This is a genomic window from Methylobacterium sp. WCS2018Hpa-22, assembly GCF_031843785.1.
Classification (GTDB): Bacteria; Pseudomonadota; Alphaproteobacteria; order Rhizobiales; family Beijerinckiaceae; genus Methylobacterium.
Genome location: NZ_JAVTJA010000005.1, coordinates 32,972 through 45,344 on the forward strand (window position 1 = coordinate 32,972; position 12,373 = coordinate 45,344).

Here is a 12,373-nt window from a genome sequence, read left to right on the forward strand (position 1 = left end):
GCGCAACCATTCGAAGCGGACCGTCGCAAACCATCCCGCTCGGATGTATTAGGCACAGATACCAAGCGTCGGATCCCCGTCACCTTTGGCCGCCCAGCTCGCGCGTCTTGACCCAGGCATCCAGGTCCCCCCTACGAACGCCGAGTCGGCGGGTGCTGATCTGTAGGAGGGTCGGACCCTGCCCCTCCTTGCACATACGACGGAGGGTGGTCGGGCTAAGACTTAGCTCGCGCGCGGCGACCTGGAACGGTACGATGTGACGGGCGGTCTCGGCGGACTGCATCAGCGCGCTCCATGTGAATTTGTCGCCCATGCCGGGTGATCGCCATCCGGCCCGAACAGGTCGGGCAGCGCGCCTGTCACGGTGCGGTGGATCTCGTTGAGGCGATCGTTCTCCCGGTCACCGGCGGCATCGCGGGCGTCTTGGTCCGGCAGAACCTGATCCTTCTCGGGCACCAGATCGCCGTAGAGGTATCCCTGGAAGACAAGGTCGGCCGCGAGCAGGCCGATCTCGTCGCGCTGGCTCGCCGGCAGTCGCATCCACGCGGCGCGGATGTCGTCAAGGGTCGGCACCGTCATGGAACGCCTCCATTAAGCAGCATGCCGAGTTCCGTCGCACGAGCCTGCGCGATAGCGTATTGCGGCTGGTAATCGGCTGCGAGCTCGGCTTCCTCCGCGAGCCACCATTGAAGGTGAGCGCGGAGGGCAAGAGCCTCGATACGGGCCGTGCATGGTGCGGTGAGCACCAGGTCGAAGGCGGCTTGCATGTCGCTCTGAGCTTCGTAGGCGGCATCCAGATCGACATCCTCGTGAGGCGCTATTTGGAAGGCGTCCCATGCGGTACGGTGAGCGAAAATCACGTCAGGGACGGTCGGCCGATTCGCGACCTCAACATCCTGATCAGACTTGATAATTTCGACCCGCAGCATCGAAAGTCGCAAGGTGGAATCACAGCCCTCCAGGGCTGCCCCGATACGCTCGAAGCCGTCGGTGTATTCCTCGTATCGGACGTAGTGTGCGACGAGCGCCTGTAGGCCGCCCATCGTCACTGGCACCAAGGTGTTCATGGCCCGGCGGGCGTCGAGGCACCGGTCCGCTGCCCGGTTATGGGCTCGCATCGCCTCCTCGTCGTCCTCATCCAAGGTTTCGAGGATGAGGGTCAGGGCGTCGTCGGCGGCGCGATGATCCGCGATCACCGCCAGGATCGGATCGGGAGCCGTCATGGCTTTGCCCTTTCCCGCTTCGTGAAGTCCCGCGCTTGATGGAGGCGAGCGACAATGGTCTCCATCCATGAGGCGTCCTGGTTGGTCGGCCAGAACTCGTGCGCCTCGATGCGCTTGAGCAGCACGACCTCATCGGGCCGCAGGAATTTTCCGCCGACCTTCCTCGGCAGCGCTTTACTCTCGGTGATGCAGTGCTTGGCGACCTCCCACCACGGGATCACCTGTTCCGGGTGCCAGATGGAAAGGCCGAAACGACGAGTGGGTGATCTCGGATGGGTGTCATCCCGGCCGTCGAAGGCCGCCTCTCGGTAAGTGTCGGCGTAGTTGTAGCCCTCGGCCGAGGAGAGCGGCTTGTTGACCACCTTCGCCCTCACCAGGGAGTCGGTGAGGTCGTGGAAGTCTGCGTCTGCCGAGGCGAGCGTCCGCCCGATCGCCCGCACCGTCGAGACCACCTCCCCGTCGTTGTCGCTGCCGAGGAGCGGGAGCAGCTTGATCAGCTTCGGCTGGATGGAGTGAGGGATCATGACGATCCCCCTTCCATGAACAGCGCAGGCTGCTTTTCCTGGGCCAGGGCCCAGACCTCGACACAGGTTTCGTGGCCGAGAAGTTCGTAGGCCGCGTGGACGAAGGCCTGCCGCTTGGCATCAACCTTTGTCGTCGCGTTGGCGTGGGTGTCCTTGATCGCCAACGCCTTCTCAGCGCGCCGGAGTTCACCGATGCGGGCTTGAAGCACTGGCCGGCTCCGACGCTTCCTCTTGAGAGCGATCTCGGCTCGGGTCTTCCACGATGGATCATCGCTCTCGAATCCGAGGGTGATCTGGTCCTCGATCGCGAGGATAGCGCCATCGATCTCGTCGAGAATGGCCCGGCCCTGCGCGGAGGATTGGATGTCCTCCAGCCGGATCTCGGAGCCGTCGCGGAGCAAGATGGTGTTCACCCCGCGGATGTCAGTGGTCGGGAGGGAGCGGGCCCCGTTCATGCCGGCATCCCATCCACCAAAACGCATTCGGTCGCGATCTCTACGCCGCGACGTACGTCCTCCCTGGTGATCCCGCGAAACCGGATATCAAGAAACGTGCGGAAGGCGGCCCCGCCGTCGTCGCCGAACAGTTCGGAGGTGTCTTCCTCCAATAGGGCCTGCGCGAGTTCGATGGCCCGGTCTGATGTCTGAGCGCTCATGCCACGCCTCCCGTCAGCCTGCGGGGTTCTTCAAATGATGGAGCCAAGATGCCGATGACGCGGCCTCTTATCTGGCGCTCCAAAGCACCTTCCTTATAGGGGCCATTCGACCAGCCGAACGCGCTCCAGTCGTGATTAGCGATGGCACGGGCACGATCCTCAGCTGATATCTGCCGGCGCATCGAGCCGACCCACCACGCGGTGCCATCGCTGTTCAGCTCGCGGCGGTAAGCCTGAGCGAGATCGCCGTCTTCGCTGCCATTGGCGGCCGCTCGTCCCATCCATGCGACGAAGTACAATTCGCCGTGAACCGGGTCACAGTCGGTCGTGTCGACGATTGCAAATTCGCCGGGGTGCAGGTGCGGGGCAAGGCCCCCATCCTTCACCGGCTTGGCGATACATCCGTTCGGAAGAGCATCATAGACGAGGAGAGCCCGTAGTTCCTGAGTGATGACGGGAGAGGCGGTCATGCCACCACCTCGCCGCGCTCAATGAAAAGGCGGATTCGGATTTTGTTGGCTTCCCGCTCGTCCGACAAACGTTTGAACGTCTGCTTGATTTCGGGCGTGTGCGCACTGTCGACCGGCCAGGAAGTTCCGCCAGCGCCGTATCGACTGGGGGGCACAATACGACCACCAATGGCTTCGAACTCGGAGACCCAGCGTTTCACGTCAAATGCTGGGATGCCAAGATTGGTACCGGTGATCTTTGCTGCGCTGAGCAGAAGCGAAACCCAAATCTTGGGCAGCCCATCCCAGTTGGGGGCGTTGATGTTACGGACGATCGTCGCAAGGCCATCTAGTGTTGAGGCGGTTAGCGAGTGGAGCCGTAGTTCGGCGAGAGATTGTGCTTCCCGAGCTTCGGCGCGCGCGGATGAGAGTTCTTTGACCCAGAACCGGTCCTCACACTCACGCCGACGTCGGTCGAATACCTCAGCGATGGGAAGCAGTGACCGGTACCGGCGGATCCGGAACGGGGTCGTTCCGCCGCGACCGCACACCGGGACCGCTGCAAGTATGGCGGTGCGAAGCGCAGGTGCCGTCCAAGCCCGTTGATTGGACCAGGAACCATCAAGCGGGCGAACGGACTGCAAGCCTAGGTCACTTACCTGCTGTCGTGCCTGGCCAAGTCCACCATCAGTACCGCCAGGGCGTCGGCGACGGTCTCTCGCGTCACGGTGTTGGCTCCGGCAGATCGCTCCTCACGATCTCCGCTTCGATAGGTGGTCCACGGTTCGCTCAGAGCATCCATGGCGTCAGTATCCTAACGGAGGGAGCGGGATTCGGAACGCAGCTACGCACGTGTTCGCCTGGGTCACCCACGCGCGATCGGTTCGATCCGCCACGCCTTCGTCTGTTCCGCCAGGGCAGCGAAGGCCAGATGCAGGTCGCTTATGCCGAACGGGACGATCTCGGTGGTGGTCACCGAATCCGCCTCGATGCTGACCCTCGCATGCCCCCGGCAGCCAGTACGGCTGAACGCGAATTCGATCTCCAGCGTCTCCCCACCGAGATCGACGTCCAACTCCCGTTCGATACTCTCCAGCTGGATATCGAACATCTCTTCTTCCGGCGTGCCCATTGGGGCCTTCCTTCCTCGTCACGTGGACGTCTGTTTCGATTGCCCTCTCCCCCTGCAGGGAGGCTCGCTGCCTGATGCTGCTCAAGGACTTCATGCGGTCCGAGGACCTGTCCGACTCGGAGATGGCCGAGAAGATCGGCGACATCTCCGAGTACGGCGTAAGAAAGCTGCGCTTCCGGACCCGTGGCCCCTCGGTGCGGGTTGCCGCCCGTATCGAGGAGGTCACCGGCGGCAGGGTCAGATCCGCTGATCTGCAGCCGCTGACGAACCGCCGCGCTCCCGCGGAGGCCGTGTCGTGATCGTTTCCGCTCGTCCCATCCTGTTCCTGCCGTCCGCGCTCTCCCGCCAAGGCGCCGCGTCCGTCAGTCTGTCCTTCGTTCCGACCCCCAACGTCGCTTCTCATCCTCTGGTCTCCCGTCGTGGTCGAACACCACAAGACCAGAGGAGCCACCCGAGATGTTGGGCAAGTCACCCGAGAACGCGGGTAAATCACCCAAGGCCGACGAGGCTGTCGCCATGAGCTCTCAGGCTGAAGCCCGCTATTTGGTGGAGTTGATCGCCGGCCCCATGCGGCTCGGCGAGAACGTGAAAGCTGCGCTATCCCGTGTGGCCCGCACCACGGGACTGAACGACCGCCGGGTGCGGGGCATCTGGCACAACGAAGCCCGCTCGATCCGCTCCGAAGAGATGGATCGCCTCAGAGAAGCAGCGCGAGACGCTCGTGCAACGGAGCAGGCGCGCAATGAGCACAGGTCCGTCCTTTCCCTCCTCGCCACCGCCGACGCGGCCCTGGGCCTTCAGGGCCCGGACGTGGATCGCTCGGATGATCCTGCGCTGGGCTTCGGGCCTCGCGATCATGATCGCCCCCTGGATCAGGGACACTGAGCGGTGATCCCACTGACCCACGCCCAGCCGCCGCCGGCCTGACCCGCTCGTAGCGCTTCGCCGTCCTCATCCCTCACGCCCGAACACGGCGCTCCCGAACCTCGGAGCTTTGGCCGATGCCCCTTGCTGTCTCGTCACCCCCCATCCCCGAGCGCGTGAAGGCGTATCGGAGTGCCCTTTTCGATCGTTGGGTCGACGCCAAGCGGCGTGCCCATCAGAGCGAGGACATCGCTGACCATCGCGCGGCGGTCGACGCCTACACCGCGTTCATGCGGGCGCATCTGGCGTCCGACGAACGAAAGCAGCTCGACCTCGAAGACGAGATCGCCCGGCTCAGCGCCGAGAACATCCGTTTCCGTGGACGCGTGCGTGGTGGAGGACCGGCATGAGCATCGGATCCACCCCCGATACCGACGTCACGCGGGAACGGCGACCCACGCATGTCTATCTCATCGCGCGCCGTGTCGGCGTCGCCATGCATGCTCCCGTCCGAATCGGGGTCACCGACGATATCTCGGGCGAAATGGCGACCATCCAGGCCTGCTGTCCGTTTGAGGCCACGCTGATCCATGCCGTGCGGTTTCCGGACGGTCTCATCATCGCCCACCTGCTTCAGGGCAAGTTCGCGGACCATCACCTCTCGAAGGCGTTGGGCAGGGGCTGGTACGACATTGCCCCGGCCGAGGCGCTGACAGGCCTGCTGGCCCAGCTGGACGCCGTCCTGGCCCTCAATGACGTGTCCGACGAAGAACGTCTGACGCTGCTGAATTTCCTCGACGCGGGAAGCGATGCGCAAGAAGCGCTCCAATTCCTCACCAGCTACGCGGGAGCGGATCGATGAGCGCCCCCTGGATCAAATTCTATCCGTCGGACTGGCTCTCGAAGCCGGCGCTCAGGCTTTGCCCGATGGCTGCGCGCGGCCTCTGGATGGAGATGCTGTGCATCATGCACAACGCCGAACCATACGGCCATCTCGTCGTAATGGGCCGTCCTTTGACCGATTCCGACCTCGCCCGGATGGTCGGCATGAGCCTCAAAGAATGCCGGAAGTCTCTCGCAACTCTGGCGCTGCACGGCATCTACTCGGTCACGGCAGACGGAACGATCTACAGCCGCAGAATGGTTCGGGACAATGCCAAGGCATTGAAAGATAAGGAGAATGGTAAAAGAGGGGGTAACCCCGACCTTAACCAGGGGGTTAACCCCCCGGATAAGGGGGAGGATAAAGCCCAGAATCCAGAAGCCAGAATCCAGATAGAAGAGGAGGGTGGTACTACCGTTCTGCCTCTTCCTGAAAAACCTGAGCCTGACACTCGCGCCGCCGCTTCGCGATCGGCGCCGGGGGCGAAACGATATTTTTTCGAGAGTGGCGTCATCCGGCTCAACGAGCCCGACTTCCGAAAATGGGAAGCCGCGTTCCCCAGCATCAACCTTCGAGCCGAGCTGACGGGCCTGACCGGGTGGGCCGGCGACCAGACGAGCTGGTTCTTCGCCGTGCCAGGGGCACTGGCCAAGCGAGATCGGGAGGCGCGGCTCGCGGTCGAGCGCTTCAGGGCCGATGCCGAGGCCAAGGCAAACGCGCCCAAGCCGAGGCCTTGCGGCTACGTGCCGTGAGATCGGTCGATGAGATCCTCGGAGAATTCGGGATCATCCTGCGGTCGACATCCCCCGGCCGGCACTACGCGATCTGCCCTCGCTGTTCAGTCAGCGCCAAGCACGCCGCCAACCGCCGACGCCGTTCCTTGGGCGTCACGATCGACGCCGGTGGCGTCGGGTTTCGATGCCTCAACTGCGATCTGAGCGGCGGAAAGTATTTCAGCGATGAGCCTCAACCCAACGGCAATCGCCTGGCTCGAAAGCCGGGCCCTCGACAGCGAGACCGCCTCACGTTTGGGGATCTACAGCGCCAAGCGCGCTCAGGGTGGCGATCCGGTTCCTGACGCCGCCGGCAACATCCTGGTCTTCCCGTACATCGACGGCGGCGAGGAGGTGAACGCCAAGTACCGGGGGCGGGACACCGCCGGCAAGAAACGGTTCTGGCAGCGTGCCGGTGCTCGAAAGACGTTCTTCAACGTCGCCGTACTCGACGACCCGGCCGTTCAGAACGGTCAGGCACCGGTGGTCATCACCGAGGGCGAATTGGACACGGTCGCCGCCGTTCAGTCTGGTCACCCTTTCAGCGTCTCCGTGCCCGACGGCGCCCCTCCAGCACGGGACGAGCAGGGCAACCTCGTCGAGGTGCCAGACAATGCTGACGACGTGGTGCCCGAACACGACGACAAATACCGTTACGTCTTCAACAACTGGGACCGCCTGAAGCGGGTGAAGCGGTTCGTCCTTGCCGTCGACAACGATGAGCCGGGCCGCCGCCTCGGACAGGAACTGGCCCGCCGGCTCGGCCGCTCCCGTTGCTGCCTCGTCAGCTATCCAGCCGAGCCCTGCGTGGCGGATGCAGACGGCGTGCTCCGGCCGGTGAAGGATCTGAACGAGGTGCTCCAGCACTTCGGGGCCGACGCCGTCATGGCCTGTATCGAACAGGCGAAGCCCTTCCCGGTGAAAGGCCTCTACAAGCTCTCCGACTTTCCGGAGCGTCCTCCCCTCCTTGCCCTGACCACCGGATTCCGCGAACTCGACCATCACATGCGGCTCTACCGCGGAGCCTTCGTGGTGGTCAGCGGACTGCCCGGTGGCGGCAAGACTGCCCTGATGACCCAAATCGCGATGAACATGGCGACGGGGCATAACTGGCGGATCGCCATCGCCTCCTTCGAGATGCATGTCCGGCCGATCCTGGAGAACATGCTGCTTGGCTTCATGCTGCAGAAGCCGCGCAACCTCTGGACCAAGCCTGAATGTGATGGCTGCCGCCGCTTCATCGATGAGCACTTCGTCTTCATCGCCCTTGCTCCGGACGATGAGGACACCGAGGCCGACGTTCAGTGGGTAATCGATAGGGCTGCGGACGCTGTGGTCCGCGAGGGCATCTCCATGCTCCTCCTCGATCCCTGGAACGAGGTCGAGCACAAGCGCCGGCCCGGCGAGAACGTCGCCGATTACACCAACAGAGCCATCCGGCTGCTGAAGCGGTTCGCGCATAGCTACGACGTTTGCACCGTCGTGGTGGCTCACCCGACCAAGTCTGCCGGCCTCTCGGTCCGGAGCGGAGAACCGATGTCTCTCTACGACATCGCCGACGGTGCGACCTGGGCGAACAAGGCCGAGATCGGTCTCGTGATCCACCGTGCCTCGCCGCACGACCGCATCGCCAATGTCGGCATCCGCAAGGTCAAGTTTCACGAGACCGGCAAGATCGGCGACGTGTCCCTGATGTTTGACGACGAGCTCCGCCAGTTCGTGGCCTGAGCCACAAACGCACCCCATCCGATTCCAAGGGAGAACTCCATGGCTCGCACCAAGGGAAAGCGGCAGCGTGAGAGACAGCGCCGTCAGCTTCGACAGGAACGGAGGGTTGAACGCCGTGCGTCAGCTGGAACCGCTGCAGGCCTGGGCATGGGATCTTCCGCAGCTAGCGCACGCAGCGCTGCCGATCCAATCTGCGGTGTGGCCTCGCCGACGATCGACCCCACCCTGTGCTGGTACATCGCTAAGACGGTGCCACGCATGGGCGTGCGGGCCCTGGAGGCGCTACAGGCGGCTGAGGTGGTGACGTATCAGCCACGCGCCTCGGAGGTCGTCGTGCGACGCGGCCGGCGCGTTGTCCGGCGCACGCCGATGCTGATCCGCACGGTGTTCATTGGGGTGAAGGATGAACCTCATCTCGCGATCGCCAGAGACCGGCCAGGCGTCGCCGAGATCGTCTGCTACCCGGTCGAGGACAAGTCACTGGAGGGGAATGTCTCTGGACCGGTGCTCAAGCCTGCCCAGCTCGATGCAGAGGGCCTACAGCGGTTCGTAGACCGGATCGCCAAAGGCGAGATCGTAGAGCCGGTCGGGATTAAGATCGGACAGGGCGTGATGGTGACCGACGGGCCGTTCGCCTCGTTCCCCGCAACTGTGGAGCGGATTCTGCCGGATGACCGGATTGCCGTGTCAGTTTCGCTGTTTGGGCGGGCCTCGCCCATCGAGTTGAACATTGCGCAAGTCCAACTATTGTAGTATTCCAACTTGCTGAACAGACGCCGCTGTACTCTCCCACTATGGGATCGATGTTAAGCCGCGACGGAGACGGGTGAGACCGCTTCTCCACTTTGGAGGCTGGTTCAACATCTCTGACCCCATTGGGGTACTACTCGAATTCGAACAAAGTTCGACCGCTTCAACCATCATGCCGGCACGCACTGTGCCCGCAGGAACGCCGCTCTGGCAATCATCAGAGTTCGATGCGGAAGCGCCGGCTGCCTCAGATGTAATGGCGGAAAACGACCTCGCCCACGGTCTCTTCGATAGCGCTCGTTTCTGAATCATCGGCTGCGTTTTGATTGTCCACCATCGTTGGCGACATCATCAGGGCGATTAGGGCCAGCAGCCATCGGAAGGGATGGGCAATCGTTCGCATCTCATGCATCCAATCAGGAGTGAGTTCGCGTCTTCGATAGCCGGTAAGCGTTGCTTAAATATGTCGAGGACGGTTCCACCCCGTTTCTCCAGGTTCAGGGCCGCGGTAGATCGAAGCGTTAAGCTGAGTGGAGCATTGGGGTTAGGTCACTAAGCTCGCGAAGATGTCCATGCTGTAGACAGCATGGACATCTCATTAAGCTTAGGCGAAGAAGATTTTATTTAAAGGATGAAGTCAGCCGCGTGAAGCTCCGCAATACCCTTAACCAGAACTGAGAAATCAGCTTGGCCGTTGCCGTCGACGTCGCCGCTGACGATTGTATTGGTACCCGATATCACAGCTCGCAGCTCGCCAGCGTGCTTGGTGAAACCATTGTCGCCAATGAAGTGAAAAGCCTCATTGATAGTGGAGCTGGACATCGCGTCGATAGATTTGACGCTTATCTTATCGCCTTGGCTTTGACGAAAGTCGAGGATGGTATCGCGTCCGGTGCTCGACACGGTGCTGTCGGCCAGCGTCTTGAAAATGAACGTATCGGCGCCGGTTCCGCCCTTCAAAGAATCACGCCCCAGGCCGCCCGTGACGGAGTCATTGCCACCGAAGCCATCGAGATAGTCGTTGAACTTTGACCCAACAATTGTATCGGCGCCCTTAAACAAATCCTTGTTGACGGCAGCAGGATTGTTGGAGGCAATGTACTGGTTCGCCTGCTCGGTCGTTATGCTTAAGCCGGTGAGTTTGGCCGCGATTTTGCCTCCCACATAAGTCGATGCAGCTGTAGTGGTACCTGCAGTGGGATAGCCAAAGGTGGGATCGAACTCAAAGCCCACGCCAGTTACGATGGATTGCTGGCTCTCGCCGAAAGCAATTTTATAGCTTGTTGATTTCTGAGCCGAGAAGATCGGATTCTCGTCAATAAATTCGTATAGATTAAACGTCCTGGCGTCGGCCGCGATATAAGAAATCACTGTCGCCATGTTTTTACCCCCCCTTTGAAAGCAGCGAGGCTTACAGTCTTTCGCGCCTGTTTACCTGCTGTATGTAGCGAATCACCGCCTGGTCACAGCATTCGAGGATTGCCACAAATTCCCGCACGTTCCTAGAACGCATCCGCCGTACTCTATCCAGTCGTCAGGAGTGAGCACCGGAAATTCGTAGGGCGAGCGCGTTCCTGGTACTGAAGTTTTACCGACGCGTAGTAATAATGCCACGATCACCGCACGGTACTTAAGTATAAAAGTGAACGCTACATCTTCGTAAGGCCGCATGTTCGGCATATTCACCCGCTGCCGTGAGGATGAGCAGCGACGCAAGCGTGAGGCCGAGGATCTTCCCCGGCGCGCTCGCTTAAAGGAGTGCATGCGATCAGAGCCGAGAAGGCAGGCCTGACCGTGTCTCGCGCGGTCAAAGGGCTGGCGGCTATCGGAGGTGCAACGGTTCAGCCCAAGTCAGAGTTCTTAGCTTCGACCCTCAGCATCTGGGGTCGAGGGAGCAGAACATGATCGGACGTTTTGGGTTGAGCCTCATACTCGCGACCGCTGCGGCCAGTGCCGCGATGGCCGCACCAATGTCCGCTGAGGACAAGGCCGCTTTACAGATGCAATGCGCTGGCGACTTCACGACCTTCTGCGCCGGCATGCCCCCCGAGGATGGCCCCGAGACGCAGGCCTGCTTCCAAAAGAACATGTCGAAGCTGTCGCCGGGATGCCAGAACGCGATCCAGGCCTACAAGAAGAAGGGCTGATCTGGCCGGCAGGCGAACCTACGCTTCCTCTATCCGTTCTTCGGAAGCAGGCATCGTTTGATCACCCGTTGACGTCATCCAGGAAGGGCACTGAGCTCCGGGGTTCCGCTACTAGGCACGCTTCCTACTCATGCCACCGGACATGCCCTCGCAGCAGCAGCTGCCCTTCCTGGCCTTCATCCCGCTATGGCCCATCGCCATCGAGCCTTTGCCGCACATCGGCGCCTTACCCTTGGCTCCGCCGCAGCAATCCATTGCCAGCGCTGGGGCCGAGCTCATCACGACCATGGCAGCAGCCATCAGAATCAGCTTCTTCATAAAACTCTTCTCCTCGTTGATCCCTGACTTATCAGTCCATGCAGCGTTGGCGGAAGTGGCCCATCGCACCGCAGGTACCGATCACGGCAGAGATCGAGTTCGGCATCAACATCGGATGTGATGCGGGCCAAGCGCTGAACGGGCGCGAGTGATGCCCCGCCTCACCACCCTAAAGCCTCGCCTCGGAACCCTAGACACTCGCACGGCCATTCCGGCACCTGCTGTGTGGCGAAGCCGGAGAAAGATGGGCGGCAGATCGACCTCATAAACCTCCAGGATATGAGGAAAGCCAGCTGGCCCATTTTGTCTTCAGGACGGCCACGCGCGTCCAGTCAGAGAGGAAAAGGTCAAAGCCGCCATCGTATGGCGCAAAGATCTCCCCCGTGGCTCTGGCCATCCAAACCTCATGAGCTGTTTGCCCTTCGGCAATCGCCCTAAGTGACGTGTCGTGTGCACCTGAACGCCATTCGGTCAAGCTGACCTCGCTACGAAATATGCCGAGATCCTCATCATCATCGTCATACACCCACTCCAAGGTAGGCTCGCCCTCCGCAGCTTTCTCTCCGAACCAATAATAAGACGCGATCATCCAACAAGATGCGCCCTCGCCAAGCACCTCGGCCGCAAGAATATATGCTCGGGCGAGTATCGTCGCGCGTTCGGCTGCATCCTCGGCATAGCGCTTGGATTCAGGAAGAGCATGAAATCGGACCCAGGGAATTGGTCTGGCCCTCAGAAGCCATCCTATTGGCTCTTGGTTTGGATGGAACCGTGACCAGTCCGCCCGGAACTGCTCGTTCATCGTTTCGGGATCAGATCGCATCGCTCCCTCCCTTCCATTAAGCCTCGCATCAAGACATCGGATGAGCGAGATGCGGAATGATTGAGCCTCACCGCTCGCCATCTATGCGGACTTCCTTCGGGCGC

Annotated in this window: 21 protein-coding genes; 8 read left to right on the forward strand and 13 right to left on the reverse strand. The window is 61.6% G+C overall.

Annotated elements, in window-relative coordinates; genetic code table 11:
- Positions 1 to 282: 282 nt before the first annotated feature.
- The 9 genes from RQI43_RS08005 to RQI43_RS08045 form a co-directional block, all read right to left on the reverse strand.
- Positions 283 to 579, reverse strand: coding sequence for a hypothetical protein (locus tag RQI43_RS08005; protein ID WP_311274804.1), 297 nt, complete (start codon positions 577 to 579; stop codon positions 283 to 285).
- Entirely contained in the window at positions 576 to 1,196 is a 621-nt protein-coding gene (locus RQI43_RS08010) for a hypothetical protein (protein WP_311274805.1), read from the reverse strand. The genes RQI43_RS08005 and RQI43_RS08010 overlap by 4 nt, the downstream gene beginning before the upstream one ends.
- 23 nt (positions 1,197 to 1,219) lie before the next feature.
- Positions 1,220 to 1,747, reverse strand: coding sequence for a hypothetical protein (locus tag RQI43_RS08015; RefSeq protein ID WP_311274806.1), 528 nt, complete (start codon positions 1,745 to 1,747; stop codon positions 1,220 to 1,222).
- On the reverse strand, positions 1,744 to 2,202 hold the full coding sequence (locus RQI43_RS08020; RefSeq protein ID WP_311274807.1) for a hypothetical protein: 459 nt from the start codon (positions 2,200 to 2,202) through the stop codon (positions 1,744 to 1,746). The genes RQI43_RS08015 and RQI43_RS08020 overlap by 4 nt, the downstream gene beginning before the upstream one ends.
- The gene (locus RQI43_RS08025) at positions 2,199 to 2,402 is read right to left on the reverse strand and encodes a hypothetical protein (protein WP_311274808.1); all 204 of its coding nucleotides are present in this window, start codon (positions 2,400 to 2,402) and stop codon (positions 2,199 to 2,201) included. Before RQI43_RS08025 ends, RQI43_RS08020 begins: the two co-directional genes overlap by 4 nt.
- Positions 2,399 to 2,872, reverse strand: coding sequence for a hypothetical protein (locus tag RQI43_RS08030; RefSeq protein WP_311274809.1), 474 nt, complete (start codon positions 2,870 to 2,872; stop codon positions 2,399 to 2,401). The genes RQI43_RS08025 and RQI43_RS08030 overlap by 4 nt, the downstream gene beginning before the upstream one ends.
- On the reverse strand, positions 2,869 to 3,495 hold the full coding sequence (locus tag RQI43_RS08035) for a hypothetical protein (protein ID WP_311274810.1): 627 nt from the start codon (positions 3,493 to 3,495) through the stop codon (positions 2,869 to 2,871). Before RQI43_RS08035 ends, RQI43_RS08030 begins: the two co-directional genes overlap by 4 nt.
- 11 nt (positions 3,496 to 3,506) lie before the next feature.
- Positions 3,507 to 3,653: a hypothetical protein gene (locus RQI43_RS08040; RefSeq protein ID WP_311274811.1), complete on the reverse strand. Its 147-nt coding sequence runs from the start codon at positions 3,651 to 3,653 to the stop codon at positions 3,507 to 3,509.
- Between the two features lie 63 nt (positions 3,654 to 3,716).
- The gene (locus RQI43_RS08045; RefSeq protein ID WP_311274812.1) at positions 3,717 to 3,962 is read right to left on the reverse strand and encodes a hypothetical protein; all 246 of its coding nucleotides are present in this window, start codon (positions 3,960 to 3,962) and stop codon (positions 3,717 to 3,719) included.
- Positions 3,963 to 4,057: 95 nt separating this feature from the next.
- Here RQI43_RS08045 and RQI43_RS08050 point away from each other — a divergent pair, with 95 nt between their 5' ends.
- From RQI43_RS08050 to RQI43_RS08080, 7 genes are all read left to right on the forward strand, one after another.
- Positions 4,058 to 4,282 (forward strand): hypothetical protein, encoded by a 225-nt coding sequence (locus tag RQI43_RS08050; RefSeq protein WP_056424110.1) that lies wholly within the window; start codon positions 4,058 to 4,060, stop codon positions 4,280 to 4,282.
- Between the two features lie 157 nt (positions 4,283 to 4,439).
- A complete protein-coding gene (locus tag RQI43_RS08055) occupies positions 4,440 to 4,868 on the forward strand; it encodes a hypothetical protein (RefSeq protein ID WP_311274813.1) in 429 nt (142 codons plus the stop codon).
- Positions 4,869 to 4,984: 116 nt separating this feature from the next.
- Entirely contained in the window at positions 4,985 to 5,257 is a 273-nt protein-coding gene (locus RQI43_RS08060; RefSeq protein ID WP_311274814.1) for a DUF837 domain-containing protein, read from the forward strand.
- Complete coding sequence (locus RQI43_RS08065; RefSeq protein ID WP_311274815.1) at positions 5,254 to 5,709, forward strand: hypothetical protein; 456 nt, start codon at positions 5,254 to 5,256, stop codon at positions 5,707 to 5,709. The genes RQI43_RS08060 and RQI43_RS08065 overlap by 4 nt, the downstream gene beginning before the upstream one ends.
- The gene (locus RQI43_RS08070) at positions 5,706 to 6,482 is read left to right on the forward strand and encodes a hypothetical protein (RefSeq protein WP_311274816.1); all 777 of its coding nucleotides are present in this window, start codon (positions 5,706 to 5,708) and stop codon (positions 6,480 to 6,482) included. Before RQI43_RS08065 ends, RQI43_RS08070 begins: the two co-directional genes overlap by 4 nt.
- 207 nt (positions 6,483 to 6,689) lie before the next feature.
- Entirely contained in the window at positions 6,690 to 8,231 is a 1,542-nt protein-coding gene (locus RQI43_RS08075) for a DnaB-like helicase C-terminal domain-containing protein (protein WP_311274817.1), read from the forward strand.
- A gap of 39 nt (positions 8,232 to 8,270) precedes the next feature.
- A complete protein-coding gene (locus RQI43_RS08080) occupies positions 8,271 to 8,984 on the forward strand; it encodes a transcription termination/antitermination NusG family protein (RefSeq protein WP_311274818.1) in 714 nt (237 codons plus the stop codon).
- A 244-nt stretch (positions 8,985 to 9,228) separates the two neighbouring features.
- Here RQI43_RS08080 and RQI43_RS08085 read toward each other — a convergent pair whose 3' ends face one another.
- On the reverse strand, positions 9,229 to 9,384 hold the full coding sequence (locus tag RQI43_RS08085) for a hypothetical protein (protein ID WP_311274819.1): 156 nt from the start codon (positions 9,382 to 9,384) through the stop codon (positions 9,229 to 9,231).
- A gap of 221 nt (positions 9,385 to 9,605) precedes the next feature.
- Positions 9,606 to 10,361, reverse strand: coding sequence for a hypothetical protein (locus RQI43_RS08090; RefSeq protein ID WP_311274820.1), 756 nt, complete (start codon positions 10,359 to 10,361; stop codon positions 9,606 to 9,608).
- A 521-nt stretch (positions 10,362 to 10,882) separates the two neighbouring features.
- Between RQI43_RS08090 and RQI43_RS08095 the strand changes: the two genes are divergently transcribed.
- Positions 10,883 to 11,128, forward strand: a complete 246-nt coding sequence (locus tag RQI43_RS08095; RefSeq protein WP_311274821.1) for a hypothetical protein — start codon at positions 10,883 to 10,885, stop codon at positions 11,126 to 11,128.
- A gap of 111 nt (positions 11,129 to 11,239) precedes the next feature.
- Here RQI43_RS08095 and RQI43_RS08100 read toward each other — a convergent pair whose 3' ends face one another.
- Both RQI43_RS08100 and RQI43_RS08105 read right to left on the reverse strand, forming a co-directional pair.
- Entirely contained in the window at positions 11,240 to 11,446 is a 207-nt protein-coding gene (locus tag RQI43_RS08100; RefSeq protein ID WP_311274822.1) for a hypothetical protein, read from the reverse strand.
- Between the two features lie 262 nt (positions 11,447 to 11,708).
- A complete protein-coding gene (locus RQI43_RS08105) occupies positions 11,709 to 12,350 on the reverse strand; it encodes a hypothetical protein (RefSeq protein WP_311274823.1) in 642 nt (213 codons plus the stop codon).
- Positions 12,351 to 12,373: the final 23 nt, after the last annotated feature.